Annotated in this window: 23 protein-coding genes and 1 pseudogene; 20 read left to right on the plus strand and 4 right to left on the minus strand. The window is 56.9% G+C overall.

All coding sequences use genetic code 11. The annotated features are described in order from the left end of the window. Positions 1-56: 56 nt before the first annotated feature. The 3 genes and pseudogenes from F2Q65_RS20400 to F2Q65_RS07690 form a co-directional block, all read right to left on the minus strand. Positions 57-593: pseudogene (locus F2Q65_RS20400) on the minus strand (recombinase family protein); the annotation flags it as partial. Further along, positions 535-861, minus strand: coding sequence for a type II toxin-antitoxin system RelE/ParE family toxin (locus F2Q65_RS07685; protein ID WP_150092051.1), 327 nt, complete (start codon positions 859-861; stop codon positions 535-537). The pseudogene F2Q65_RS20400 and the gene F2Q65_RS07685, both read right to left, overlap by 59 nt. Then, positions 861-1,136 carry a type II toxin-antitoxin system Phd/YefM family antitoxin gene (locus F2Q65_RS07690; protein ID WP_020886703.1) on the minus strand — a complete coding sequence of 92 codons (276 nt, stop codon included), beginning with the start codon at positions 1,134-1,136 and terminating at the stop codon, positions 861-863. The genes F2Q65_RS07685 and F2Q65_RS07690 overlap by 1 nt, the downstream gene beginning before the upstream one ends. 87 nt (positions 1,137-1,223) lie before the next feature. On the opposite strand from F2Q65_RS07690, the gene F2Q65_RS07695 reads away from it, so the two are divergent. From F2Q65_RS07695 to F2Q65_RS07785, 20 genes are all read left to right on the plus strand, one after another. Further along, entirely contained in the window at positions 1,224-2,066 is an 843-nt protein-coding gene (locus F2Q65_RS07695; RefSeq protein ID WP_211353993.1) for an amidoligase family protein, read from the plus strand. A gap of 11 nt (positions 2,067-2,077) precedes the next feature. Next, positions 2,078-2,599: a DUF5049 domain-containing protein gene (locus F2Q65_RS07700; protein WP_150092053.1), complete on the plus strand. Its 522-nt coding sequence runs from the start codon at positions 2,078-2,080 to the stop codon at positions 2,597-2,599. Further along, the gene (locus tag F2Q65_RS20405; protein WP_281291010.1) at positions 2,586-3,455 is read left to right on the plus strand and encodes a class II glutamine amidotransferase domain-containing protein; all 870 of its coding nucleotides are present in this window, start codon (positions 2,586-2,588) and stop codon (positions 3,453-3,455) included. Before F2Q65_RS07700 ends, F2Q65_RS20405 begins: the two co-directional genes overlap by 14 nt. After that, positions 3,452-3,991 carry a gamma-glutamylcyclotransferase family protein gene (locus tag F2Q65_RS07710; RefSeq protein WP_150092055.1) on the plus strand — a complete coding sequence of 180 codons (540 nt, stop codon included), beginning with the start codon at positions 3,452-3,454 and terminating at the stop codon, positions 3,989-3,991. Before F2Q65_RS20405 ends, F2Q65_RS07710 begins: the two co-directional genes overlap by 4 nt. Positions 3,992-4,128: 137 nt before the next feature. Further along, on the plus strand, positions 4,129-4,332 hold the full coding sequence (locus tag F2Q65_RS07715) for a helix-turn-helix domain-containing protein (RefSeq protein ID WP_011927933.1): 204 nt from the start codon (positions 4,129-4,131) through the stop codon (positions 4,330-4,332). A 9-nt stretch (positions 4,333-4,341) separates the two neighbouring features. Continuing rightward, positions 4,342-4,857 carry a BREX-3 system P-loop-containing protein BrxF gene (brxF, locus tag F2Q65_RS07720; RefSeq protein ID WP_150092057.1) on the plus strand — a complete coding sequence of 172 codons (516 nt, stop codon included), beginning with the start codon at positions 4,342-4,344 and terminating at the stop codon, positions 4,855-4,857. 86 nt (positions 4,858-4,943) lie between these two features. Continuing rightward, positions 4,944-8,639 (plus strand): DUF6079 family protein, encoded by a 3,696-nt coding sequence (locus F2Q65_RS07725; RefSeq protein WP_484421972.1) that lies wholly within the window; start codon positions 4,944-4,946, stop codon positions 8,637-8,639. Between the two features lie 26 nt (positions 8,640-8,665). Continuing rightward, positions 8,666-9,052: a four helix bundle protein gene (locus F2Q65_RS07730; RefSeq protein WP_150092061.1), complete on the plus strand. Its 387-nt coding sequence runs from the start codon at positions 8,666-8,668 to the stop codon at positions 9,050-9,052. Beyond that, positions 9,052-11,817, plus strand: a complete 2,766-nt coding sequence (locus tag F2Q65_RS07735; RefSeq protein ID WP_150092063.1) for a DNA methyltransferase — start codon at positions 9,052-9,054, stop codon at positions 11,815-11,817. The genes F2Q65_RS07730 and F2Q65_RS07735 overlap by 1 nt, the downstream gene beginning before the upstream one ends. Before the next feature lie 86 nt (positions 11,818-11,903). Continuing rightward, positions 11,904-12,074, plus strand: coding sequence for a four helix bundle protein (locus F2Q65_RS20175; RefSeq protein ID WP_281291013.1), 171 nt, complete (start codon positions 11,904-11,906; stop codon positions 12,072-12,074). Beyond that, entirely contained in the window at positions 11,998-12,243 is a 246-nt protein-coding gene (locus F2Q65_RS07740) for a four helix bundle protein (RefSeq protein ID WP_281291011.1), read from the plus strand. The genes F2Q65_RS20175 and F2Q65_RS07740 overlap by 77 nt, the downstream gene beginning before the upstream one ends. Beyond that, positions 12,240-13,463, plus strand: a complete 1,224-nt coding sequence (locus tag F2Q65_RS07745; protein ID WP_150092065.1) for an AAA family ATPase — start codon at positions 12,240-12,242, stop codon at positions 13,461-13,463. Before F2Q65_RS07740 ends, F2Q65_RS07745 begins: the two co-directional genes overlap by 4 nt. Beyond that, positions 13,460-14,083, plus strand: coding sequence for a methylation-associated defense system protein MAD4 (gene mads4, locus F2Q65_RS07750; RefSeq protein ID WP_150092067.1), 624 nt, complete (start codon positions 13,460-13,462; stop codon positions 14,081-14,083). Before F2Q65_RS07745 ends, mads4 begins: the two co-directional genes overlap by 4 nt. Next, positions 14,080-16,977, plus strand: a complete 2,898-nt coding sequence (locus tag F2Q65_RS07755; RefSeq protein WP_150092069.1) for a DEAD/DEAH box helicase — start codon at positions 14,080-14,082, stop codon at positions 16,975-16,977. The genes mads4 and F2Q65_RS07755 overlap by 4 nt, the downstream gene beginning before the upstream one ends. After that, positions 16,974-18,968, plus strand: coding sequence for a BREX-3 system phosphatase PglZ (gene pglZ / locus F2Q65_RS07760; protein WP_150092071.1), 1,995 nt, complete (start codon positions 16,974-16,976; stop codon positions 18,966-18,968). The genes F2Q65_RS07755 and pglZ overlap by 4 nt, the downstream gene beginning before the upstream one ends. Beyond that, the gene (locus F2Q65_RS07765) at positions 18,968-19,723 is read left to right on the plus strand and encodes a hypothetical protein (RefSeq protein WP_150092073.1); all 756 of its coding nucleotides are present in this window, start codon (positions 18,968-18,970) and stop codon (positions 19,721-19,723) included. The genes pglZ and F2Q65_RS07765 overlap by 1 nt, the downstream gene beginning before the upstream one ends. 18 nt (positions 19,724-19,741) lie before the next feature. Further along, positions 19,742-20,590 carry a Hachiman antiphage defense system protein HamA gene (locus tag F2Q65_RS07770; RefSeq protein ID WP_150092075.1) on the plus strand — a complete coding sequence of 283 codons (849 nt, stop codon included), beginning with the start codon at positions 19,742-19,744 and terminating at the stop codon, positions 20,588-20,590. Continuing rightward, entirely contained in the window at positions 20,580-23,732 is a 3,153-nt protein-coding gene (locus F2Q65_RS07775) for a DEAD/DEAH box helicase (protein WP_150092077.1), read from the plus strand. The genes F2Q65_RS07770 and F2Q65_RS07775 overlap by 11 nt, the downstream gene beginning before the upstream one ends. A 30-nt stretch (positions 23,733-23,762) precedes the next feature. Next, on the plus strand, positions 23,763-24,917 hold the full coding sequence (locus tag F2Q65_RS07780; RefSeq protein WP_150092079.1) for a pPIWI-associating nuclease domain-containing protein: 1,155 nt from the start codon (positions 23,763-23,765) through the stop codon (positions 24,915-24,917). A gap of 13 nt (positions 24,918-24,930) precedes the next feature. Beyond that, positions 24,931-25,164: a DUF2188 domain-containing protein gene (locus tag F2Q65_RS07785; protein ID WP_011369119.1), complete on the plus strand. Its 234-nt coding sequence runs from the start codon at positions 24,931-24,933 to the stop codon at positions 25,162-25,164. A gap of 686 nt (positions 25,165-25,850) precedes the next feature. On the opposite strand, the gene F2Q65_RS07790 is transcribed toward F2Q65_RS07785, so the two are convergent. Further along, a partial coding sequence (locus F2Q65_RS07790; protein ID WP_246156050.1) for a hypothetical protein occupies positions 25,851-26,321 on the minus strand: 471 nt, incomplete at its 5' end.

Below are 26,321 nucleotides of genomic sequence, written 5' to 3' on the forward strand. Positions count from 1 at the left end.
GAGCTGACCATTTTCGTTCTGGCCATGGAAATTTTGACCGGTTTGTTGTCCTCCAGGATGGCCTGAACCTTGTCCCAGGTCGCCCGGTCGATGATCCCTTCGTGCTCACCGGGGTAGCTGCGGTCCTTGTGGGCGATCTCGCCGATATAGATCCGGTTGTTGAGCAGCCGGTAGATGTGGGCGGTGTTCCATTCGGAGCCCTCGCGCACTCTGCCTTTCTTGGTGGTCCAGGCCTTGGTGCGGTAACCCTGTTCATTCAGCTCCTGGCCCAGCTTCTTGGCCGAGCCTATTTGGATGAAGCGGCGGAAGATGTACTGCACCGTCCTGGCTTCATCCGGGTTGACCAGCAGCTTCTTGTTCTCCCGGTCGACGTCGTATCCGAGGATGGGCACGCCACCGCAGTATTTCCCCCGGCGCTTGGCGGCCGCCACCTTGTCACGGATACGCTCGGCGATGACCTCCCGCTCGTACTGAGCGAAGGTGATCAGGATACCGAGAAACATCCGGCCAGTGGGGTCGGTGGTGCTGCGATTTTCAGACCTGAAATAATCGTCGTTGCAACAGTGTTTGCATGTCGCGACGGCCGTCGGCAATCACCATGACATAAACATTTTCGGCCATGACTCGATAGATGATGCGGTAGGGTTTGAAGAATATCTCACGGTATTCGCGAAGCCCAATGGCCAGCAGTTCTTTTGGATAGGCTCCTCGCTCCGGGTTCTCGGAGAGGGTCGAAAAGGCCTTCTCTATCTGATCGAGAACGTAATCCGCTTTTCCCGGCGCGTCGTGGGATGCAATGTAGTCGTACAACTCCTCCAAATCCCGTGACGCATCGTCGGTCAGAAAGACCTGGAAGGTCATCAGCGACTCTTGCTCCGGTCGCGAAGCCGCTGAATGACATCACCGGCGGGCTGGACTTTGCCTTCCTCGATCTGACGCGAGCCGAGCGCGAGGATCTTCAGAAGGGCCATGGTCTCCTGGGTTTGTTCATAGCTTTCGATGTCCTGCATCACGACCTTGGCTTCGCCATTCTGGGTGATAACCAGGGGTTCACCTTGCCCGGACATGTTGCGCACGATTTCTGCGGCATGGGCTTTCAGGTAACTGATCGGTTTAATTTGGCTTGATAGCTTCATATGCACCCTCCTATTCATGACCAAATATAGTCCGAAGACTGGTCTACCAACAAGTAAAAATTCAGGAGCCGCACCCAGACCATCTTCGTGCCCCATGAACCGCTGGCCCAGACTTTCAACACTTGCAACAAGATCCGCTACAAGGCCGAAATGACCAGCACACTGCTGCTGTTGCGGATGCGGGCCGAGGTGGTCAGCCCGGTGCTCGGCTACGACGACATCCCGCAACTGCAGGAGGCGGTCCGGGCCATCCGCCGCGCCGGGGGCAAGATCAACAGCCAGTGCGGCATCCACATCCATATCGATGCCGCTCCCTTCGACGGCAGGCACCTGGGTAACCTGGCCAAGATCATCTACAAGCAGGAACCGCTGATTCTCCACGCCCTCGGCATCAGCCGCGACCGGCTCAACCGCTACACCCGGCCGGTCAGCGACGAGCTGATCCAGCGCATCGAACAGCATCGCCCCCGCACCAAGGACAAGCTCAACCGCATCTGGTACGGCTACCACAACCGCCAGCCCCAGCACTACGACAGCAGCCGCTACCACGGGGTCAACCTGCACAACGTCTGGTACCGGGGCACGGTGGAGTTCCGCTGGTTCGAGGCGACCCTCCACGCGGGGCGGATCAAGGCCTACCTGCAATTCTGCCTCGCCGTCGCCGCCAAGGCGCTCAATGGGCGGGCCGCCTCCAGCCGCAAGCGGGATTTCGATCCACAAAGCGCCAAGTATGACTTCCGGGTCTTCCTGCTCCACCTCGGCCTGATCGGCGACGAGTTCAAGACCGCCCGCAAGCATCTGATGGCCAACATGCCCGGCGACGCCGCCTTCAAGAACGGACGGCCCAAACCGGAGGACGTCCTTCCGGATGAAACCGAAACCACCAATCTCACCAACGAGGCCGGGCAAGTTCCCGGCCTCACTGTTTAAGGAGGTGCCCCATGAAGATTCTGATCCGCTCCACCACGCTGCACGGCGAACCGATCCCCGGCAGCGGGGAAACCATCCAGGCCGCCGACTGCCTCGAAGTTGTCGAGCTGATGCGCGGCCAGACGCCGTTCACCGCCAGCCGTGCGCTCCGGGACTACATGACCGAGGTGCTCTCCGGCATCGAAGGCGGGCCGACCCAGCCGTTGCCAGAGGAGGACGCCGCTGCGGCTGCCGAGTTTCTCACCCGTCTGGCCCGGCACGGCCTGATCGAATTCCTGCCCGACGACAAGGCCAGCGATCCCTGGCCGGAACGCTTCCTCGAAGCCCTGGAGACGGTGCGACTCTCCGGGCGCACCAACATGCTCGACCACCCGGAGGTGACCCGGCTGACCGCCGAGATGGGCTTCCCGGAGGTGGCCGAGTGGCTGGCGGACCACCGGCGCGAATACGCGGCCTTCGTCCTTGAGGGGACGAGACCGCTCGGCAAGAACTTCAGCGGCAAGGAGGTCCCGGCTCCATGTGCGGACAAGTAGGCATCATCTTCGGCCGAAAGCGCAGACGGCCCGACGAGCGGGATTACCTGCGCGAAGTCTTCATCCGCATGCTGCTGCACAGCGAGGAACGCGGCCCGCACGCCTCCGGTCTGGCCTGGCTCAAGACCGACGGCAGCCACCGGATCTTCAAACGGCCGATGCGGGCGCACGAGCTGGTCTACGAGAAGCCGTTTATTCGCCCCATCCCTGGGGCTCACCCCTTCGGGGCCAGCCTTCGGCTGTTCAAATCCGCTCCCGGCGGATTTGTCAGGAGCTGCTCGGGCAGGTCGACAACGAGACCACCATCCTCATGGGGCACACCCGCTGGCGCACCCGGGGCAACGAGTTCAACAACCGAAACAACCATCCAATCCGGGCCGGGATCGTCATCGGCACCCACAACGGCACCATCTACAACGCCGATTATCTGTTCCGCCGCCTCGGGCTGCCTCGCTACGCCGAGGTGGACAGTGAGCTGATCTTCCGCCTGGCCGACCGCTTCGCGCCCGAAGGCCCCATCGACCAGGAGGGGCTGAAAAAGGCGCTTGCCCTCTGTCGTGGCCAGATGAGTGCCGTGCTGGCCTCACGGCTCGACCCCGGCACCATCACCGTGCTCAAGGGCAACAAGCCGCTTTGCCTGCGCATCCACCGCCAGCACCGGGTGGTGCTCTACGCCTCGGACGACGCCTTTATCGACTTTGCCGTGGACAACGAGAAGAGCTGGCGCGAGCTGGAGGTGCCGCCCATGACCATGCTCACCATCCGCCACGAGGATGTGCGGGCCATCGAAAACAGCGAATTCCGCTTCATACCCCAGGAACGCAAGGGGACACTGCCCAAAGGAGTGAATGCATGAACATTGGAGACACCGTAAAGCTGAACACAAACCCGGAAGACAGTCCCGAGACCATCCTCCGGCTCTTCGTCTACGGCACCCTGAAACGGGGCTACTGGAACCATCAACGCTTCTGCGCCCAGGCCCGCAGCATCGAACCGGCCGTGGTCTGGGGCAGACTCTACCATCTCCACGCCGGATTCCCGGCCCTCGAGGTGCCCGAAGGTCTGATCCTGTCCCGGGGCAGCGCCGATCCACTGACCGACGCCCGCAGGCAGCAGAAGATCGGCACACCGCGCTTCGGCCGCCCGACCGGAGACTGGGATCTGATCCATGGGGAACTGGTGACCTTCTCCGATCCGCTGCGCGACCTGCCGCCCATCGACCGGCTGGAAGGCTTCCGGCCCGGCGGGCACAGCATGTACCAGCGGGTGATGGTGGCAGCAGCCAGGGGCTCAATCGCCTGTGCGGTATGGACTTACACCATGTATGCGCCTCAAAACGGCCACCGGATCACCAACGACAATCAGGCCGTTTTTTGGAAAAGTCGGCACTAATCGGCACAAAACGCTTGATTTTGGCAATCCGCCAATGTAATTTGTGGAGGTTAATTTGCGGCACTGTGTCCGGATTTCGGGTTTCCCGGAGACCTTCGGGCTTTTACCGAAAACATGATGAACGAAGGACGAAGGCTATGGATGAGAGATGGCTGACGGTCGATGACATTTGCAAATATCTGAATGTAAGCAACGAGACGGTCTACAAGTGGATCGAACAACGGGCTATGCCCGGTCATCGCGTCGGCCGTCGCTGGATGTTCAAACAAGACGAAGTGGATGAATGGGTCCGCTCCGGCGGTGCGGCTGATAAATCCGATAAGCCGGACACCGAGCAGTAAGGAGCGACCATGGCCGAACCGATTCACGACAAGATAAAACGATCCCTCCAGGCAGCCGAAGGGCTGTATCACCGCCTGGTATTGCTGGTGGGTGAGACCGGTTCCGGCAAGACCGGCGTCCTTCGGGACGTTGCCGAGGAGTTCGGCTCATCTGTCGTCAACGTCAATCTGGCGCTTTCAGGCGAGCTACTGGAACTGACGGCAAAGCAGCGGTCGCTTCGGCTACCGGGCATCCTCGACCAGATCGCGGACCAGGCTCAGTCACCGGTGGTGCTGGATAATCTCGAGATCCTCTTCGACAAGGATCTCCAGCAGGACCCCTTGCGCCTGCTGCAGTCCATTTCAAGAAACCGGGCCGTGGTGGCTTCGTGGAACGGAATCATGAATTCCGGGAGGCTTTTGTACGCCGAAACCGGCCATCCCGAGTACCGCAGCTATGACTCGGTCGATGCGCTGATTGTGGGCATGGATGGCACGGCCACGGTCGATTCGGCAAAAAACAATAGAGAGGCAGGACAAGCATGAAATACGGAGACCTTATCCAATTCGACCCGATTGAGTCGGTCGTTCAGTTGCGTGACGCGGACAAATCGAGCGCCGCGCACACCCTCGTGAACACCTATGTCATTTCCGAGGAAATGGCCGAACGGCTCACCCAGCTTGTCATTCCTCAGATGCAGTTCGACCAGCCGGTCGACAACAAGGGCCTGCTGGTCGTCGGTAACTACGGCACCGGTAAGTCACACTTGATGTCGGTGGTCTCCAGTCTTGCCGCAGACGCCTCCCTGCTGGAAGGGCTGAACCACGCCGGTGTCCGCGATGCAGCCTCTCAGATCGCCGGTCGGTTCAAGGTCATCCGTACCGAGATCGGAGCCACCACCATGTCCCTGCGCGACATCCTGGTGGCCGAACTGGAAGAGCATCTCGAAAAACTCGGCGTGGAGTATGTGTTCCCCGAAGCCGGGACCATTACCAGCCACAAACGGGCCTTCGAGGACATGATGGCCAAGTTCGGCGAGGTCTTCCCTGAACACGGACTACTGCTGGTGGTCGATGAGCTGCTCGACTACTTGCGTACTCGCAAGGACCAGGAGCTGATCCTCGACCTCAACTTCCTGCGCGAGGTCGGCGAGGTTTGCAAGGATCTGCGCTTCCGCTTCATGGCCGGTGTCCAGGAAGCCATTTTCGACAGCCCGCGCTTCGCCTTTGTCGCCGACAGCATCCGCCGGGTGAAGGACCGCTTCGAGCAGATCCTCATTGCCCGCAACGACGTCAAATTCGTTGTGGCCGAGCGTCTGCTCAAGAAGACCGCCGAGCAACAGGCCAAGATCCGCGACTACCTGGTGCCCTTTGCCAAATACTATGGCGGCCTCAACGAGCGGATGGACGAGTTCGTCCGGCTCTTTCCGGTGCATCCCGATTACATCGACACCTTCGAGCGGGTCACCGTGGTGGAAAAGCGCGAGGTGCTCAAGACCCTGTCCATGAGCATGAAGGGCATACTCGGCAAGGACGTGCCGCAGGACGAACCCGGCCTGATCGCCTTCGACAGCTACTGGAACACGCTCAAGCAGAACGCCTCGTTCCGCGCCATTCCCGAGATCCGGGCGGTCATCGATTGCAGCCAGGTTCTGGAATCCCGCATCGAGAACGCCATCACCCGGAAACAATACAAGCCGATGGCGCTACGCCTGATCCATGCGCTGTCCGTCCACCGCCTCACCACCGGCGACATCTATGCCCCCATGGGCGCGTCCGCCGAGGAGCTGCGCGACCGCCTCTGCCTGTTCGATCCACTGATCGCCGAGCTGGGCAGCGACGAGCCCGACAAGGACCTCCAGACCCATGTGGAAACGGTCCTGCGCGAGATCCACAAAACGGTCAGTGGCCAGTTCATCTCCTTCAATGCCGACAACCGCCAGTTCTACCTCGATCTGAAAAAGACGGACGACTTCGACGCCCTGATCGATAAACGGGCCGAAAGCTTAGGATCTGGCCAGCTCGACCGTTTCTATTACGAGGCGCTCAAGCGGGTCATGGAGTGCCAGGACGCCACCTACGTAACCGGTTACAAAATCTGGCAGCACGAACTGGTCTGGCAGGAGCACAAGGCCGCCCGTACCGGCTACCTCTTTTTCGGCGCTCCCAACGAGCGCTCCACCGCCGTGCCGCAGCGGGACTTTTACCTCTACTTCATCCAGCCCAACGATCCGCCGCGCTTCAAGGACGACAAGGTCAACGATGAGGTCTTCTTCCGCCTGAAAGGCACCGACGAGGAATTCCAGACCGCGCTGAAGAGCTACGCGGCGGCACTGGATCTTGCAGCCACCTCATCGGGCCACGCCAAGGCCACCTATGAATCGAAGGCCAACGGCTTTTTGAAGAAGCTGGTCCAGTGGCTGCAGAAGCACATGAGCGATGCCTTCGAAGTCACCTATCAGGGCCGCACCAAGTCCATGACCGAATGGGCCAAGGGCAAATCGATCCGCGACCTGTCCGGTCTGTCGCCTCACGAGACCATCAACTTCCGCGATCTGGTCAACACCATCGCCGGTGTCTGCCTGGCTCCGAACTTCGAGAACCAGGCCCCGGAGTACCCGTTCTTCTCGGTCCTGATCACTGGCAACAACCGCGCCCAGGCCGCACAGGATGCCCTGCGGGCCATCGCCGGGCAGAACCGCACCAAGCAGGCTACCGCCGTGCTGGACGCGCTGGAGCTGCTCGACGGCGAGAAGATCGACCCCTACAAATCGAAGTACACCAAGTTCATCCTCGATGCCATCAAGGCCAAGGGCCACGGCCAGGTGGTCAACCGCAGCGAGATCATCCAGGACGACCACGGGCTGGAATACATGAGCCCGGGCGGTTCGCGTCTGGAGCCCGAATGGGTGAGTGTCCTGGTGGCTGCCCTGGTCTACTCCGGCGACATCGTGCTCGCCATCCCGGGCAAGAAATTCGATGCCACCGGCCTGCAGCAACTGGCCGCGACCGGCATGGACGAACTGGTCCGCTTCAAGCATCTGGAGCAGCCCAAGGAATGGAACCTGCCCGCGCTCAAAGCGCTGTTCGAACTGCTCGGCATGACACCGGGTATGGCCCAGCTCGTCACCCAGGGCAAGGACGAGCCGGTGCAGAACCTGCAGCAGGCGGTGGGCAAGATCGTCAAGCGCATCGTCATGACCCAGCAGACCCTGCGCGAAGGGCTCTCCTTCTGGGGGCTGGATCTGCTCGCGGGAACCGACCTGGCCAGCCAGGCCAGCGGACTGGACGAGGCCAAGGGCTTCTTTGAATCGCTCCAGGCCTACTCCTCGCCGGGTAAGCTGAAAAACTTCCGCTACAGCGCTCCCGAAGTGCTGGCCCACGAAAAGGCCGTGAAGGCGCTCGATGAGCTGGACGCCCTGCGCGAGTTCATCATGGACCATAGCCCGACGGCAGCGTGGCTTGCTTCGGCCGAAGCCTCCGCAAGCAGCAGTTACGAGTCGCGAGTGGTGAGTGGCGAGTTGAAACCGCAGGGACTGGATCTCTGGGTTGAGCAGGTGAAGGTCATCCGGGGCGATGTTTTGGATTCCATCAACTCGGAACTCAAAACTCAGAACCCGCAACTCGCGCGCCTTTCGTCCGAAGTCGGCGAAAAACTCAAGAAACTCAAGCGCGACTACATCAACCAATACATCTCACTCCACGCGCGCGCCCGGCTGGGCGTGAACGACGACAAGCGCAAGGCGGGCCTGCTCAACGACCAGCGGCTGCAAACCCTGCTCAAGCTGGCCGGTATCGACCTGATGCCCCGGCAGCAGCTCACCGATTACCAGAACCGCCTGGCCGGACTGAAGAGCTGCTTCGCCCTGACCGAGCAAAACCTCGACGCCTCGCCCATCTGCCCGCATTGCGGGTTCCGGCCTTCCGTGGAAACCGGCACGACAGCAGGCTCGCAGATGATCGACCAGATGGACGCCCAGCTCGACGCCATGGTGACGGCCTGGACCTCCACCATCCTCAGCAACCTGGAGGACCCGATCACCCAGGCCAACATGGATCTGCTGAAGATCGATGACCGCGAACCACTGGAAGCCTTCATCAAGTCGAAGGAGTTGCCGGTGCCGCTGGACAGCAACTTTGTCCACGCCCTGAAGGAAGTGCTCTCCGGTCTGGTCAAGGTCACCGTCAAGGCGCAGGAGCTGCAGCAGGCCCTGCAGGTTACCGACGGCCCGGCCACCCCGGCGGAGATGAAGAAGCGCTTTGAGGAGTACATCGATCAACTCACCAAGGGCAAGGACCCGGCCAAGGTCAGGATAGTTGTCGAGTGAGCGAGTCACGAGTTGCGAGTTGAACTATGGGAACGATTCAGAAATTTGAGGACATCGACGCATGGCAGAAAGCTCGCGTATTGACACGCGAGATTTACGCCGTGACGGGTGATGGCGCGTTCGCCAAGGACTTTGGCCTGCGCGACCAGATCCGGCGTGCCGCCGTATCGGTCATGTCGAATATTGCCGAAGGGTTTGATCGCGGCGGTGTTCGTGAATTTATCCAATTCCTGTTCATTGCCAAAGGTTCAGCCGCAGAAGTTCAGGCCCAACTCTATGTAGCTCTCGATGCCGGTTATATCAAACCGGAACAATTCAAAGGCCTTTACGACCTGGCAGGCGATACAGGACGCCTCATCGGCGGTTTTATCCGCTATCTGAAAAGTCGTGAACAAGCAGGAGGAAAACGCTGATGCAGGAAGAGCTTTTTAACTCGCAACTCGAAACTCGGAACTCGAAACCGCAACCGGTCACCTGTCTCGGCATCGAATTCCCCAGTGACGAAGCAAGGCGGGAACACTTTACTAACCTGCTCCGCGACCGGTTGCGCGACCCGGAATTCCGCAAGATCGAGGGCTTTCCCATCGGCAGCGACGAGGACATCCTGAACCTGAGCGATCCGCCGTATTACACCGCCTGTCCGAACCCGTGGATCGCTGACTTCATCGCCGAGTGGGAGGCGCAAAAGCCGGAACAGCCTGAAGACTCCCAGTACCATCGTAAGCCGCTTGACGTTGAGGTCAACGCAAGCCGCAACAATAAATTCGTTAATGCGCATTCATACGCAACAAAAACACCGCATGAGGCGATCATGCGATGGCTCCTACATTACACCAACCCCGGGGACATTGTGCTGGACATGTTTGCCGGAACAGGAATGACAGCAGTCGCGGCACAGCTGTGTGGAACCCCGGAGCCTGACTTTAAAGCTCAAATCGATAGCATTGGCGAACCAGTTAAATGGGGGGCGCGAAACGTGATCGTCGGTGATCTTGGGGTTGCTCCAACATTCATCGCGCGGAATTTCAATTTTGAAGACAGCCACGAAAGTTTCGTGCGTGAAGTCCATTCAATGACTGACAAAATCGAGAATGAGCTCGGTTGGATGTTCAAAACGAAATTACATAATGGTCAGCTGGGCGATATCGTTGCAGTACTATGGTCTGACATCTTTATATGCACAAACTGCAGCGAAGAATTTTCATACTGGGACGCGGCTGTAGACATTAAATCAGGAACCGTCGCTGCAAAAGTAACGTGCCCGCACTGCGGCAGCGTGAACGATAAGAACAAGCTGGCTAGGGCATGGTCAAACGAATTCGATGAAATCTTGGGAGCCACTATTCGCTTGGTAAAATCTAAACCGATGGTCATTATTTATGACCATGGCGGAAAGAGATTTGAAAAAGAACCAGACGAATATGATCTTGATATATTAAATCAGATAAGAAACTTCAGAATTCCTTATTGGGTACCCAAAAAGGAAATGCCTCCAGGCTTCAATACCGAACAACCAAGACGCTCGCACGGACTAACCCACGTGCACCATTTCTTCACGAAACGTAACTTAGCAATGCTTTCGTGCGCGTGGAGCGCCGCCACCAGTGAAAGGACAAAATTTCTCCTAACATCATTGATGTATAAATCTAGCGTGCTATGCGCACCGTTGATGTCGAACTATTTCGCCGAAAAAAAAGGAAAGCCAAGAGGCGGATGGATTGGAAAGGAGCGCTCAGGAACCCTTTATTGCCCCGCAATACATAGCGAGGTAATGCTTATGCCACAAGTTTCTTCTCGCGCGAGATCAGTATTTATCTCTGCAGGCGATGGCTCAAATTCAGTAATTACCACACAATCGGCAACCACGCTTGGACTCCCAAATGATTCTGTAGACTACATCTTCACAGACCCTCCATTTGGAGCCAACAGAATGTACTCGGAGCTGAATTATATTTGGGAATCCTGGCTGAGGGTAACCACAGACGATAATCGGGAAGCCATTGAGAATCCAGCGAGAGAAAAAACGTTAGGAGATTATCGTGAGCTGTTGCTTGAATGTTTCAAAGAATACTACCGCGTTCTCAAGCCTGGCCGCTGGATCACAGTCGAATTCTCCAATACTAAGGCAGTGGTTTGGAATACACTTCAGACAGTAATTGGCGAGGCGGGATTCGTTGTTGCGGCAGTTAATGGTCTTGACAAGAAACAGGGGAGCATCGAGGCGTACACATCGTCAATTGCGGTAACCAAAGATCTTGTTATCTCAGCCTACAAACCCAATGGCGGCTTTGAAGAGCGCTTTCAGACGGAAGCGCAAACCGAAGAAGGCGTTTGGGATTTTGTCCGCACCCATTTGAAGTATCTGCCGGTCACTAAGCAGCATGGAGCCTTGCTGCAGTTCGTCCCGGAACGTGATCCGCGCATACTGTTCGACCAAATAGTGGCTTACTATGTCCGCAAGGGCTACCCCGTGCCGATCTCCAGTCAGGAATTCCAAATCGGGCTGTCGCAGCGTTTCATCGAGCGCGACGGCATGTTTTTCCTGCCGGATCAGGTGGCCGAATACGACCGCAAGAAAATGACCACGGGCGAACTCAAGCAGATGTCCCTATTCGTCTCTGACGAGGCATCCGCCATCCAGTGGCTCCGCCAGCTCATCAAGGAAAAACCACAGACCTTTTCCGACATCAACCCGCAGTTCATGCAGCAGCTCGGCGGCTGGAGCAAGAACGAGGCTCAGCTCGACCTGCGCGAACTGTTGAACCAGAACTTCCTTTGCTTCGACGGAAAAGGCCCGGTGCCCGAGCAAATCCACGCCTACCTCTCCACCTACTGGAAAGAACTGCGCAACCTACCCAAGGATGATCCGACTCTGGTCGCCAAGGCCCGCGACCGCTGGTACGTGCCCGACCCCAACAAGGCAGGCGATTTGGAGAAGCTGCGCGAGAAAGCGCTGCTCAAGGAGTTCGAGGAATATAAAAAGGTCAAAAAGAAACTCAAGGTCTTCCGCCTGGAAGCTGTCCGCGCCGGATTCAAGAAAGCCTGGCAGGAGCGTGACTACGCCGTCATCGTCGCCGTGGCCGACAAGATCCCCAACAACGTCCTGGAAGAAGATCCGAAGCTGCTCATGTGGTATGACCAAGCCGTCACACGGCTTGGGTCAGTGACGAGTGATTAGTGGCGAGTGGCGAGAGGGAAACCGGTATGCAAGTGAAGAGTTATAAGGATTTGATCGTTTGGCAGAAATCGATGGACTTGGTGGCAATGGTGTATCAAGTGACCAAGATGTTTCCCAGGGAAGAACTGTATGGGTTGACCAATCAACTTCGCCGGGCTGCGGTTTCCATTCCTTCAAATATTGCTGAGGGACAAGCCCGAAATTCAACTGCTGAATTCAGGAATTTTTATCTCAATTGCCCGAGGCTCCCTGGCTGAAGTTGAAACGCAACTGCTTATTGCCGAGCGGTTGAATTATATCGATCCGGGAAAATTGGGTGAGCTAATGAGTGTCCAGGCGGAAATCAACAAAATGACGAACGCGCTGATGAGCAAACTCGCCCCTCGTCACTTGCCCCTGACCACTACAAAAGGAGGTGAGTCATGATCGTTGGTATTTCCATAAAAAATTATAAAGGCATTCATGAAGTAACAAATCTCCCTTTGTCACGATTTCATGTTCTGGTCGGGCCGAATGGTATTGGGAAGACGACATTTCTTGATGCCATCGACTTTGTACGTGATTGCCTGGCGCATAGTCCGGCTATTGCCGTCGAATCCCGTCATATTGCCGATTTCAATGACCTCACTTGGATGCGGCAGGGCGGGACGATTGAAGTTGAACTATGGCTAGATCTTTCTGATCAACTGCCAACCTTGGCTGAAAGCTTGATTAACTACCGACTTGCCATCAAGCAGGATCAGAAGCTTGGCGTTTGTGTCGATGATGAAATCCTTCGCCAGTATTCGAAAAGCTGGCTTCCAAGTGGTAAGACCATCGAATTTAGCCCTAAGGTAAAACCCAAACGACTACTGGGTAAAACCACCAAAGGGACCGATTTCTATACCCGAGAGAAAGGAACCTACCAGGATTCGTTTAATTTCGGCTTGGATAAGTTGACGCTTGCACTTACACCACCAGACGAAGAACGCTATCCGACAGCGAATGCTGTCAGGCGATTCTTGATGCAAGGGGTTCGCTACATTCAACTCAATAGTCCAGCCATGCGTTTGCCTTGTCCTGCCACTCGCCCAACCGATTTAGAGCTGGATGGAACCAATCTGGCCCGTGTTGTTGGCCGACTGCTTGGTGCAAATGGCGGCTTGGGGCCTTACTGGGCGGAGGCTGGGACGCAAGTATCTAACTGGGCTGAGCATTTGCGTTACGCATTGCCTGACTTGGTGAACATTGGATGGGCAAGAAGGCAGGCGGATAACGCTGAATATCTGATGCTCCGATATGAAAACGGGCTTGAGGCACCTAGCTGGGTACTGTCGGATGGCACACTGAGAATGCTTGCATTGACTTTGCCCGCATTCCTGCCACCAGAACCGGCCTTGTACATGGTAGAAGAGCCGGAAAACGGAGTTCATCCGAAGGCGTTGGAGATCATTCTGCGCTCACTTTCAACGGTGCCGGGTTCTCAGATGCTACTGGCAACCCACTCACCATTTGTCGTACAGCAGTGTGGCATTGAACCTCTGCTTTGTTTCAGTCGTGATGGTGAAGGCGCGCATATCACTGCCGGCGCTCATCACCCTATGTTGAAGGACTGGGATGGCGCGCCTGATCTGGGAATCGTGTTTGCGGCGGGGGTGCTTGAATGAAGGATTTGCTCCTCTATGTTGCCGACGCCGATGCCCAAGCCTTCATGAATTCCCTCCTGAATAAACCTTTGGCATTGGGCATCAGAGAAATCACTTTCGATATTGAACGTCACCCTCAGCGAGACTCCGGGATGGTACAGAGTGGTTCCGAACTGACGAGGATGAAGAAGGGGAAATACCAAAAAGCGCTTCTTACATGGGATCATCACGGTTCCGGTCGTGACCATAAACAATCGCCCGAGCAAGTTCGCGATGAAATTCAAAATAAGCTCGACTCCTACACCTGGAGCGAAAACAGTTCAATCACTATTTTTGTACCCGAGTTAGAGCAATGGCTTTGGTATTGCGAAAACGCATTGGTTTCCTATTGCGGCACATCAGCAGAGCAACTGAATGTTTGGCTTGCGGATCGTGCAGGTAAGCTCGGCAAGCCTGTGGATGTGCTCAAGGCTGAACAGCCCAAGGAACTGTTTGAGTATGTGATGAGGGAACGCTTCAAAAGAACCATTTCGCCAAGAGATTTTGCTGAAATAGGAAAACTTGCCGGGGTGAATGGATTGATGGACTGTGAAACGTTCCGATCCGTTGTTGATGTGTTGCGGGCCTGGTTTCCTCGATGAATATGGAGTGGCAATACAGCACCGTTCATAACAGCGCCTGCAAGGTCATTGAAGAACAGACCTTGTGGGGGCAGATGGTGTGCCGCGTCTGGTTGCCGAACCAGGACGCGGTGGTGCGCGTGCCCCGCTCCGCTTTGCGGCCGCTGAGTGCCGACCTGCGGCCGGAGATTGAGGCCGGGCGCATTGCCTACGTCGCTGCCGCAGCCAAGGTGGCCGAGGTGCTCGAAGGGTCCACCAGCGCCACCGACGGCCATGTATTGCTGGCTCCCATGGAGTCCAACGTCATTCCGCTGCCGCACCAGATCCACGCCTTGTCCCGGGCCATCTCCGGCGACCGCGTGCGCTACCTGCTGGCCGACGAGGTGGGCCTTGGCAAGACCATCGAGGCTGGGCTGGTCATGCGTGAGCTCAAGCTGCGCGGGCTGGTTCGGCGAATCCTGGTCGTCTCTCCCAAAGGCATCGCCACCCAGTGGGTGGCGGAAATGCAGACCCACTTCAACGAACAGTTCCAACTCGTGCTGGGCGACGACATCGGCACCTTGCAACGCCTGGCTCCAGGCGCGGATCACCGGAACTCAGCCTGGTCGATGTTCGATCAGGTCATCGTTTCCCTGGATTCAGTCAAGCCCATGGACAAGCGGCGCGGTTGGACCGCTGAGCGCGTCGCCGAATACAACCGCAGCCGGTTCGAAGATCTGATTACCGCCGGTTGGGATCTGGTGGTGGTGGACGAAGCGCACCGCCTGGGCGGCAGCACCGATCAGGTCGCCCGCTACAAACTCGGCAAGGGCCTGGCGGAGGCCGCGCCCTATGTGCTGCTCCTTTCGGCGACTCCCCACCAGGGGAAGACCGATGCCTTTCATCGCCTGATGAACCTGCTGGATGACGACGTCTTTCCAGACGTGGATAGCGTCTCCCGCGAGCGGGTAGCCCCGTATGTTATCCGTACCGAGAAGCGCAAGGCCATCGATGCCGACGGCAAGCCGCTCTTCAAACCCCGGCGCACGCAGATGGCCCCGGTGGCCTGGGAGAGCCGTCATCACCTGCAACAGCTTCTTTACGAAGCGGTGACCGACTACGTGCGCGAGGGCTACAACCATGCCCTGCGCGAGAAAAAACGCCACATCGGTTTTCTGATGATCCTGATGCAGCGTCTGGTGGTCTCCAGCACCCGGGCGATTCGCACCACACTGGAACGACGGCTCGCGGCGCTCAAGGAAGGCGAACAGCAAGCCAGCCTGCGACTGGCGGAGCTGGAAAACGGTACGGAGGGATCGGAAAGCCCAGACGATGAAATGGCCGAGCTCTACGACATGGACGGCCAGGAGCTACTCGATGAGCTGCTGAAATCTCATGTGTCGGCTCTGCAGAGCGAAGGCAGCCATGTAGAGACCCTGCTCGATGCGGCGGTTCGCTGCGAACAGGCTGGACCGGACGCCAAGGCCGAGGCGTTGATCGAGTGGATCTACGAGCTGCAGGCCGAGGAAAACGAGCCGGACTTGAAAGTGTTGATCTTCACCGAATTCGTGCCGACCCAGCAGATGCTGAAGGAGTTTCTGGAGGCCCGGGGGATCTCGGTCGTCACCCTGAACGGTTCCATGGATATGGAGGAACGCAAGCAGGCCCAGGACGCCTTCCGCAAATCGCACCGCGTGCTGGTTTCCACCGACGCGGGTGGTGAGGGCCTGAACCTGCAGTTCGCCCACGTCATCATCAATTACGACATCCCCTGGAACCCGATGCGGCTGGAACAGCGAATCGGCCGCGTGGATCGTATCGGCCAGCCCAAGAAGGTGCGGGCAATCAATTTCGTGTTTGAGGACTCGGTCGAGTTCCGCGTCCGCGAAGTGCTGGAGCAGAAGCTCTCGGTAATCTTCGACGAGTTCGGCATCGACAAGACCGGCGACGTACTCGACTCCGCCCAGGCCGGTGAGCTGTTCGAGGATGTGTTCGCCTCGGCCATTCTTAATCCTGACGGCATCGAAACCTCCGTCGATCACACGGTGGCCCGGCTTCGCGATGAGATTCAGCAGGTGCGCGAGGCCTCCGCCATCTATGGCATCTCCGAAGAACCGGATGTGCAGGCGGCTGAGCGTCTGCGCTCCCATCCGCTGCCTCACTGGGTGGAACGGATGACGGTCGGCTATCTCAACTCTCACGGCGGCGCGGCCAGCCGCAAGCGCTCCTGGTGGGATCTGAATTGGCCGGACGGCAAGGAACATCGCAAAACTGTGTTCAATGCCCGGGAAGCGGATCGCCTGACCGATGCGACCCTGCTCAATCTTGAAAACAGCCGTGTCCGTGGGCTGGCCTTGAACCTGCCGCAGATCGCGGCTGGCCAGCCATTGCCTTGCGTAAGCGTGAGCGGATTGCCAGGCAGCATCTCCGGGCTCTGGGGGCTCTTTGAAATCCGCCTTCAGGCCGGGATGCACCAGAAGACACAACTCCTGCGCATTCCCATGGTGCGGCGTGGCTATGTCAGTGTGTTCCTGAGCGAGGAAGGCAAACTGTTTCTGCCCACGGCCCGGCATATCTGGGATGCGCTGCAGACAGCGGAAGCCCAGGTGCAGGCCACCCTCGGCCAGGATGAATCCATCATCGCCCATGAGCGGTTGCAGGAAGCGGCCGAGCAAGCCGGACAGGAGCTGTTCGACGCATTACAGCAGGCGCATCTCGCCTCTGTGGCTCGCGAGGAGGAACGCGGCATCGTCTCCTTTGCTTCGCGCCGCAAGGCCATCGAGCGGGTTGGATTGCCGGAGGTACGGCAATTCAGGCTCTCCCGTTGCGATGCGGACGAATCCGAGTGGCGGCACGAACTGCAATCAGCAAGGCAGATCGTGCCGGAAATCCGGCCGCTGCTGATGCTGCGGATCATCAAGGGAGGCGCTCAATGAGTAGTTGGCGAGACGCCATCCTGAACGATTTTGTACCGAACGTCAGCAAGCTGACCCTGGTCGCCGATCCGGATTGCTTGTTGACCGAAGAGAAGCTGGCGCTCGAATTACGAGGGCGCGGCTTCGACCTGATCGAGTTCAGTGACCCGGTCGAATTCAGATACGCCTATGAGTCCAAGTACCGTTCGATCTGGGACCGGGGTGAGCACACCGATCTGGTGGTGGTCCTTCGCTTACAGAATGCGGAGCTGGAGTCCCTGCCATACGATTTGCTCCAGGCGGGCCGGAAGCTATCGTTCAACTTGGGGGATCTCTTTCCCCATCTGAGCTACCCGGTCATCGAAAAACTCGACCGGAGCCTGCTGGACGCGCTATTCGATGCCCAGCGCAAGTCGCAGCCGGATCGCATGGGCGACAACGCCACCAAGGATTTCATTCTCCGCCATGTGTTCGGCATTGCGGCGGAGCTGATCGCCAACGAGGTGGAGCTGCTTCGCGCCTTGCTCCGTCTGCACTACGGCAAGCTCCAAATCCCGCTGATGCTGGCCGAGCGGCTCATCCAGGTTCTGAAAGGCCATGATGGGTTCAAAGCCTGGCCGCTTTCCGAGATCGTTCCGGACGATGAGGCCTTCTTCGCCTTTTTGCAGGAACGTTGGCCGCTCTTTCTTTCCCGGCTTGGTAGCGTCAATCAGGTGCGGGAAGATTCACCGGAATACGGCCTCAAGTATCCCGGCCCTGACCGCCTGCCGTTCGACCATCAGGACATCAAGGTATACATCGACAACCTGTTCCTGGAGGGGAAACTCACCCCCGTCGAGGCCGCAGATATTGATGTGGATGACGGGTCCTGGGTCCGTAGCGGTATCGCCACTTCCGGCACGGACAATGACGCGCTTCGGATTTCCCGCCTGTTTGACCTTGTCGAAAAGGAGCTGCCCACTGCGGAAGCGCGTTACTCGGACTGGACCGCCTTTGCATTGAAATGGGCCGAACTTTCTTCGCTGGTTCACTGCGGCAACAGCACCGAGCATCAGACCCGGCTCAAGGAAATCGGCGATGCACTGAACTCGACCTTCGCCGGTTGGCTGGCGGACCACTACTCCAGTCTGATCAACTTGCCGCCGACCAATCCAGCCATGCTGCACCATGTACCGCGCCGCCTGGCAAGGGACATCGAGGACTCCGGTAGCAGCCGTGCCGCGCTGATCGTGGTCGATGGCCTGGCCCTGGACCAGTGGGTGACCATTCGCCAGCTTCTGCAAAAGCAAGATGCCAATCTTGTCATGCGCGAATCCGCGACCTTCGCCTGGATTCCGACTCTGACCTCGGTATCGCGGCAGTCGATCTTCTCGGGCAAGCCGCCGCTCTATTTCCCGTCATCCATCAACTCGACCAACAGCGAAGAGAAACTCTGGAAGCAGTTCTGGGAAGGCCATGGTCTGTCTCGGCTCGATGTCGCCTACCAGCGTGGCCTTGGCGACGGTGATGCTGCGGGCGTCCTCGACTCCGCAATCCACCCCGGGAAAACCAAGGTGGTGGGGCTGGTCGTGGATAAAGTGGACAAGATCATGCACGGTATGCAACTCGGTTCGGCCGGGATGCACAACCAGATCAAGCAGTGGTGCCATGCCGGATTTCTTTCAGTGATGGTCGGCCAACTGCTGGATTACGGCTATGAGGTCTGGCTGACGGCCGATCACGGCAACATCCAATGCGACGGTAAAGGCCGCCCATCTGAAGGGGTGATTGCCGAAACTCGCGGCGAGCGTGTTCGTGTCTATCCCACGCCGGAACTCCGCGCTCAGGTGGCTGGGGCCTTTCCGTTTGCCCACGAGTGGCAGCCGGTCGGGTTGCCCGCAGATTATTTCCCCCTGGTGGCCGGTGGCCGCGACGCATTCGTAAACCCGGGAGATGCCATCGTAGGTCACGGCGGTGTAGCCATCGAAGAAGTCATCGTGCCCCTTGTGAAGTTTGAAAGGAGAACACGGTGATGGGCAAAAGACATGAAGCCATCGGCATCAAGCAGGCGATCCGTTTCGAGTGGATGCAGAAGGCAGCCAATCTGCTGCTGGCAGGACTCGACGCCAAAACCATCCGTCAGGAGCTGCATGAGTTCCTCGCGGACAGAAAAGGCAATGGCTCAGAGGGCGAACGAAGCGATCAGACCCGGACCTTTGTCGTCAACAACCTGATGAAGATCTGGGTCTCTCCTGACCCCGAGCTGATTCCATTCCGGGATGCCTCGCTGGCGTTTCTGCGGGAAAACCCGTCCATGGCCCTGGCGGTTCACTGGGGGATGATCTCGGCGGTCTATCCGTTCTGGTTCAACGTGGCCCGCCAGACCGGCCGTTTGCTGGCCTTGCAGGATCAGGTGACTCAGACCCAGATCATCAACCGCCTGAAGGAGCAGTACGGCGACCGGCAAACCGTCAGCCGCTATGCCCGGTTCGTCATCCGCTCCTTTGTCGCCTGGGGAGCCCTGAAGGATTCCGAGGCCAAAGGCTGCTATGAGAAAGCCACCCCGGTGAACATTGCCGAGCCAAACCTGGCCATCTTGATGTTCGAATCCGCACTCCTGGCCACTCCGGAGGCCAAGGGCGCATTGGGGCTGCTCCTAAACAACCCGGCATTCTTCCCATTCCAGCTCCCCGTGATGACCGGTGACTTTGTATCCCAGCGTAGCGACCGGATCGACGTGGTTCGCTATGGACTGGACGATGAGCTGTTGAAATTGAAGGGCAACTAAATCAGGGATGGGACGTGAATGCCTTGGACTTCGGAACACACTAAATGGCTGGTTGACACCGGCGAACGACTGAAGACCGCCGACGGCAAGGAGGTCGAGGTCTGGGAGTTCCGTCATGAGAAAGACGAGGCAGTGCTCTCCGCCTGGGCGAAACACTTCCGGAATCATTACTGTCTGGATACCGAGATTGATTTCCTCCGGGGAAGGCAAACTCGTAAAGACTATCTCAATACACTTAAATTCCCTTGCAGTTCTACGAAGCTTGGCCCGGGAATACGCGCCGGTGATTTTGGTGAAATCCTCGTTGCTGACTACCTCCAGTGGCTCCTCGGCTTCTGGGTTCCGAGAGTACGCTGGGGCTCCAAAGTCATTCGAGACGAGTCACCCAAAGGAAGCGATGTCATTGGATTTCGCTTCCACAAAAAGGACTGTTCGACATCTCCAAAGGATGTGTTGATTGTATTCGAGGCAAAAACTAAGTTCTCCGGTTCTGGAAAAAACCGGCTACAAGATGCCATTAATGATTCAGCAAAAGATCACCTCCGCATCGGTGAATCACTCCACTTCATTAAGCAAAAGCTGTTCGATAAAGGAAACAGAAAGCAAGCTGAGCTAATTGATCGATTTCAGAATCCAGTAGACGTTCCGTACAGGGAGTCCTTTGGTGCCGCAGCAATCATCTCAGATGAACATTTCGATACGAATGTCATAGTGTCTTCCAACTGCGGGAAGATTCCGAAGTCTCCAAAATCAAAGGAGCATATTCCTCACCCAAATGGAGACAATCTGGTTCTTTTAGTTATCAAGGGACCCGGCATGATGGATCTTGTCCACGAGCTCTACAGGAGGGCTGCGGATGAGGCCTGAAAAGAAATCCCAACTCCTGCTCGGTGTTACCAGATCAAAAGCCAAGATGCTCGAGTACGGCGTTCCAGAAGAGCATCACATCAAAATCACCCAAGATCCGGCCAAGCTGTTCACCATCTCGATTGGCCTGCTGGGCGACCTTGCCGCTGCTATCAACCGGAACGAGCCAGATCCCGATTCCCTCTCGGAGCTGAGAACCAATCTGCTGTTTTCCGCCCGCTTTTTTGACTCCTACCTCCAGTCAAAGCTGAACGAGACACTTGATCCATACCTCGTGCTTCTGGGCTCCGCCTCCTATTACCTGTGTGATCTTCCCGGAAGCGCGTCGGTATTAGCGAAGCGCATCGATGGTGACTGTCCTGATCTGGATGGCGATAGTTTGGAGGACCTGTTGCTCTGGTTGCTGCAGGCCGATCTGGAAACCTATTTTGATGGAGCTGAGGGACCGTTCGGCGGATTCATCGACGGGATTTCAAAGTGGATTCTCCAGTTTTTTGAGGATGGGAACGGCGAAGAAAATCTTCTCGATTTGGCCACGAAACTGCGGGACGCCGTCTATGAATTCGGCACGCCCAGACAGCTTCTGTTTGGTGATGTGATCGCGGCCGTTCTGAGGAAAAAGCTGGAAAATTCCGCCTGGAAGGCTTTGCCGTCATATTCGGGACTGCCCCGAGACAAATGGCTCCATGCGCTGCAAAAAGATTCGTTCATCAAGGAACTCTGGCCTGCACAACACCTTCTGGGTAAAGCTGATGTTCTCAAAGGTGAGTCTGCCATCGTTCAAATGCCCACCAGCGCTGGCAAAACGAAGGCAACGGAGTTGATCCTTCGAAGCGCGTTCCTGGCTGAGCGCGTATCACTGGCCATCATCATCGCCCCGTTCCGGGCGCTGTGCCATGAGATCAAGAACAGCCTCGTCGAAGCGTTCCACAACGAAACCACCAAGGTGGATGAATTATCCGATGCCCTACAGACCGATTTCGAGATTGCCGAACTCCTTGGGCACCAACAGATCCTGGTCGTAACCCCCGAAAAGCTGCTCTACGTTCTTCGACACGCTCCGGAGCTGGCTGCCCACGTTGGCCTGCTGGTTTTTGATGAGGGCCACCAGTTCGACAGCGGTACCCGAGGCATCACATACGAGCTGCTCCTGACGTCGCTGCGCTCCATGATTCCTGAAGGAACCCAGAAGGTGCTGATCTCAGCGGTCATCAGCAACGCCGAGGCTGTTGGAGAGTGGCTGAATGGGGAACCCAATGTCGTCGAAGGCACAAGCCTGATTCCGACTTTCAGGTCGGTCGGGTTCGCGAGCTGGCTCGATCAGTTGGGAAGGATCGAGTACGTCGACAGCCGTGACGCCGAACAAGGCGAATTTTTCGTTCCGAGGGTGATCGAAAGATTCAATCTCGGGAGGAAGCCAAGAGAGAAGTCTGATCGTTTTTTTCCGGAACAAGCTCTTAAAGCCAATGGCAAACCAAATCCTGACTTTGGAAAAACAGTCGCACTTTATCTTGGCCTAAAACTGTTTAAACAAGGCAGCATAGCGATTTTCTGCGGAAAGCCAGAAACAGCATCGAATATATGCAAAAAAGCCGTTGAGTATTATTCAAGAGGGCTTTCATTACCTTTGCCTTCAAATATTTCTAACGAAAAAGAGCTTGAAAGACTTCATCGTCTTTATATAGCAAATCTCGGTGCAGATGATACATCCACAAAGGGTGCTTTGCTTGGCATTTTTTCTCATCATGGCAATACACCTCATGGAATCAGATTGGCAGTAGAACACGCCATGCGAGAGAGTCTCGTCAAATTCGTAATTTGCACATCCACCTTGGCCCAAGGAGTTAACCTTCCTATCCGTTATCTTATCGTAACTGGTTTTTATCAGGGAGAGGAGCGCATCAAAGTACGCGACTTTCACAACCTGATCGGCCGAGCCGGGCGTTCTGGAATGCATACTGAAGGCAGCGTTCTGTTTGCAGACCCATTTCTTTATGATAAACGACATAAAGCCGGAAAAGATAAGTGGCGTTGGAGGCAGGTCAAAGAGCTATTGGACCCTGTCAACTCAGAACCATGCATAAGTAATCTGCTCTCTATTTTTGACCCAATTAAAAGTGACGATGAAAAGGTTCCATTGCGCATGGGGGCTTTGGATTTTGCCAAGGCCTACATCAGCGATCCTGATGAAGTAGGCCAACTCGCCGCAAGGATTGCCGCACAACATGGGAGCACAGGGTTCTCACGTGAAGGGGTTGAGCGGCAAATCGCCTGGAGAATCAGTCTCATCTGTGCCGTCGAGAGCTTCCTGCTATCTCATTGGGATGAATCTGAAGATGACCTTTCGGAAGCGGATGTGATCCGCCTGGCCGAAGGGACGCTGGCTTTCTTCCTGGCTGATGATCAGAAAAAGGAGCATATCCGCGAGTTGTTTCAGCTTCTCGCTGGGAACATCTCTGCAAACATCACAGATCCGGCTCGCCGTAAAATCTATGGCCGGACACTTTACGGTATTCAAGATGCCCAAGCCATCGAGGGATGGGTCCAAACCAACGCCGACAGTCTGCTTTCGATTGTTGATGAAACAGACGCGCTCGATCTTGCCTGGCCATTGCTTACCCGGCATATCAACAGTGGCGTATTCACCAAGTTCGATAAGCCGGAGGTGCTAAAAGAAATCGCGCATGGGTGGATCAGTGGAAAGCCCTTCAGCGATCTCCTGAAAATCATCCGTAAACGGAAGGCCAAGATGCTATGGGGTTCCAAGCGGCGAGAGTTTCAGATCGACCATATCGTAAACGTCTGTGAAAAGACACTCGCATATGACGGTGCACTATTAATTGGCGCTGTGTGTGAATTCATCGAAACCCTCGACCAAGATGGCACTGGAGACCTGATCAATCGCCTGCAGCTTTTTCAAAAGCGCCTGAAATATGGTCTTCCGACCGAAACCACCATAGCCCTTTACGAGCTTGGCTTTTCGGACCGCGTCATCGCTCAGGACCTCGCCGCATCCTTGAACCTGACATCGACCCAGAAGAAGGATCTCGTGAAGGCGCTGAAAAAGGATCAGGACGGAGCCAGGACGGTGATGGAGAAATACCCCAGCTATTTCCAGGAGAGGATGAATGAACTCCTGTAGCAGGAAACGCAATCAACGGGTCGTGATTCTATGCCAGACAATTTAAAAACTGCAAAAACTGCCCTCGCCAAACTCCATCACGACATGGAGGCCATCAACAAGCTGGCCAAGCCGTCCTATCTGAGCGTGATCGAGCAGATGGAGCGCACGCTGGAACCGATCCGTCGTCAGCAGTTGGAAATCAGTCGCGCTCTTGAACTGTCTGGAGCAGCGGCCCGGATACAGGAGATCGTCAGTGCCAATCAACACTGGCAGGATTTAATAAAACAGGCCACCGCGACAAGTCGTATTACCGAGAGTCTTTCGGCTGCGCATCAGTCATGGCTTGATACGATCAAACCTATCCAGCACGACTTCTCGCAGCTTTCACAGCTTCAAGCCTCCGCCAAGCTGGCCCTGTGCGATACCTCCCTGCGGCTTGCCGCCACGGAACGGTTCATGGCGGGCATCGATTTCGAGGCGATAAGGGGTCGTTTCCAGATCGAGATCCCGGTCATCGAGGGGCTGGAGAGCTCAATAGCCCATGTGGCAGCCTCGTATGGGGGATTGTCAGAGTCGCTGCGGGAGGTCTCGGACATCACGCGGCTGCCTGCCTTCGTTTTACCTGGGGCCACCCGTGAGATCTACACCACCAGCTTCGCGCTCGAGACCCTTCGCCCCTGGGATGAACGGGATGAGGACGAGGCCGAATCGGACATTCAGCTTGTCGCGGAAGCGGAGCTGGAAACATCAGGCTGCATCGCTCTCCTGCAGCAGGTCGATCCCGGGCTCGCTCGGCCGTACATCGGCGCTCGAGATGCCCTGCATGGGAACAATGCCGACCGAGCAAGGCATATTCTGAGCTCGCTTAGGGAGCTGTGGAACCATCTGCTCAGGTGTTTGGCACCCGATGATCTCGTCGCCACGTGGATTCCGGGTGTGTCCAACCAAAAGGATCTGCTACATGACGGCAAGCCTACCCGTCGAGCCAGGGTACTTTATGTCTGCCGGGATCTGAACAACGATCCGCTGACCGACTTCCTGATGCACGACACCCGGGCGCTGGTGAAGATGATCGAGCTGTTCAATCGGGTTCACGAGTTGGAGACTGCGCTGACCGATGAGCAGCTCAGGGCCATTCTCCTCAGGACCGATTCGTGGCTGATGTACATACTGCAGATCTCTTCGGGAAATTTTCACAAGTAGACAGGAGGCAACCATGCCAAAGAAACCAGGATCACATCATGTTGTGCCCAACGCCGACGGCGGCTGGGACGTCAAGAAAGACGGTGCGACCCGTAGCAGCGGCCACTTCGACAAGAAGCAGGATGCCGTCGATGCCGGGCGCAAGATAAGCCAGAACCAAGGCACCGAGTTCTACATCCACGGCAAGGACGGGAAGATCCAGAACAAGGACAGCCACGGGAACGATCCGTATCCGCCGAAGGGCTGATGCCCGGGCCAATTCGATTCCCGCTTTGGGAACCGAACCGGCGTCCGAAAATCGGATTCGAAGTTGTTGCGGTTGAGCGCCAGGTATCCGGTTTCACTGCAAACCCGTCACCCTCGTCCGGTGCCGGGAAATCTGGAGAGAAAATGGTTTCTCTGGTCGGATTTGTGGGAAGTGGTTGTGCAAGATGACTTCGGCGTTTATTATCAAGGAGTTACGAGGAGCGCGGGCTTTGAGACTGATTTGCGGTAGGTCGTCGTTCCCTCCACCATTTAGAAAAGACAAACCCGTCTCTATGGGGCCATTCTCCGGGGTGACGGGTTTTCTTTTTCCCCTTGTTTCTAAAGGGTTTGCGCCCGTTTCACATCTTTCCAAAGCACCTCTCCATACCATCGATTCTCCCCATCCTCCAGCCTTTCTTTCTCTGTTTGCCCCCTGATTCTCTGTTTTCTCCGGACGAAGTCCGAAGCGCGTCCGGAAAGCTACATCCTTGATTGATATGGGTTTGCGGCTGATTGCCGTTTTTGGCGGTTGTCTTAGGTCATCGTTCGATGCCGCAACCGGACGCTTTTTTCGAAATCACCCGCCACGGCCATGAAAAGAAGCGTGGTCAACTCCGCTTTCCTACCCCCAAAATAGAAAAGCCGACGCTGATGGTCGGCTCTCTGGGGTGGTCTCCGGTCCAGTCGTCAGTCGGTGGCGAAGCCGAACTGGCGGCGCTGCTCGGCCCAGTCCTCGGGAAAGGTCTGGGTCAGTTTGGCCAGCGAGAGCCCGTTGGGTTCCTCGCCGTTGATCAGGGCTTCGATGATGTCGGGGGCCAGGGTCGTCAGCTTGAGAATGCGGGCCACATACGAGCCATCGACGTCAAGGGTACGGGCAAGCTCGCTGATGGACTTGATCTGGCCGGATTCGAGGATGTCGGCCCAGGAAAAGGCCCTTCCCAGCGCCTGGAGGATGGCGGACTGTACTGGCTCCTGCGCTCCGGTGATTTCTCCATCCAGGGCCTGGGGAGCGATGACCGTCTTGCGGCCGCGCATGCGCCGGATCAGCATCGGGATGTAAATCTGCAGGTTGCCGTTGTCGGCAACGGTAATGGTCGGCTTCATTTTGTTCGCCCCGTCCCTGGGGCTCACCCCTTCGGGGCCGCCCTGACGGGCGTC

Origin of the sequence: Thiohalocapsa marina (assembly GCF_008632335.1) — a bacterium.
GTDB lineage: Bacteria > Pseudomonadota > Gammaproteobacteria > Chromatiales > Chromatiaceae > Thiohalocapsa > Thiohalocapsa marina.

Bases quoted from the DNA above. Each gene is read 5' to 3' on its own strand.
- F2Q65_RS07685 (WP_150092051.1), bottom strand. From the start codon at position 861: ATGACCTTCCAGGTCTTTCTGACCGACGATGCGTCACGGGATTTGGAG.
- F2Q65_RS07690 (WP_020886703.1), bottom strand. From the start codon at position 1,136: ATGAAGCTATCAAGCCAAATTAAACCGATCAGTTACCTGAAAGCCCAT.
- F2Q65_RS07700 (WP_150092053.1), top strand. From the start codon at position 2,078: ATGAAGATTCTGATCCGCTCCACCACGCTGCACGGCGAACCGATCCCC.
- F2Q65_RS07710 (WP_150092055.1), top strand. From the start codon at position 3,452: ATGAACATTGGAGACACCGTAAAGCTGAACACAAACCCGGAAGACAGT.
- F2Q65_RS07715 (WP_011927933.1), top strand. From the start codon at position 4,129: ATGGATGAGAGATGGCTGACGGTCGATGACATTTGCAAATATCTGAAT.
- brxF (WP_150092057.1), top strand. From the start codon at position 4,342: ATGGCCGAACCGATTCACGACAAGATAAAACGATCCCTCCAGGCAGCC.
- F2Q65_RS07730 (WP_150092061.1), top strand. From the start codon at position 8,666: ATGGGAACGATTCAGAAATTTGAGGACATCGACGCATGGCAGAAAGCT.
- F2Q65_RS07735 (WP_150092063.1), top strand. From the start codon at position 9,052: ATGCAGGAAGAGCTTTTTAACTCGCAACTCGAAACTCGGAACTCGAAA.
- F2Q65_RS20175 (WP_281291013.1), top strand. From the start codon at position 11,904: ATGGTGTATCAAGTGACCAAGATGTTTCCCAGGGAAGAACTGTATGGG.
- F2Q65_RS07745 (WP_150092065.1), top strand. From the start codon at position 12,240: ATGATCGTTGGTATTTCCATAAAAAATTATAAAGGCATTCATGAAGTA.
- mads4 (WP_150092067.1), top strand. From the start codon at position 13,460: ATGAAGGATTTGCTCCTCTATGTTGCCGACGCCGATGCCCAAGCCTTC.
- F2Q65_RS07755 (WP_150092069.1), top strand. From the start codon at position 14,080: ATGAATATGGAGTGGCAATACAGCACCGTTCATAACAGCGCCTGCAAG.
- pglZ (WP_150092071.1), top strand. From the start codon at position 16,974: ATGAGTAGTTGGCGAGACGCCATCCTGAACGATTTTGTACCGAACGTC.
- F2Q65_RS07765 (WP_150092073.1), top strand. From the start codon at position 18,968: ATGGGCAAAAGACATGAAGCCATCGGCATCAAGCAGGCGATCCGTTTC.
- F2Q65_RS07770 (WP_150092075.1), top strand. From the start codon at position 19,742: ATGCCTTGGACTTCGGAACACACTAAATGGCTGGTTGACACCGGCGAA.
- F2Q65_RS07775 (WP_150092077.1), top strand. From the start codon at position 20,580: ATGAGGCCTGAAAAGAAATCCCAACTCCTGCTCGGTGTTACCAGATCA.
- F2Q65_RS07780 (WP_150092079.1), top strand. From the start codon at position 23,763: ATGCCAGACAATTTAAAAACTGCAAAAACTGCCCTCGCCAAACTCCAT.
- F2Q65_RS07785 (WP_011369119.1), top strand. From the start codon at position 24,931: ATGCCAAAGAAACCAGGATCACATCATGTTGTGCCCAACGCCGACGGC.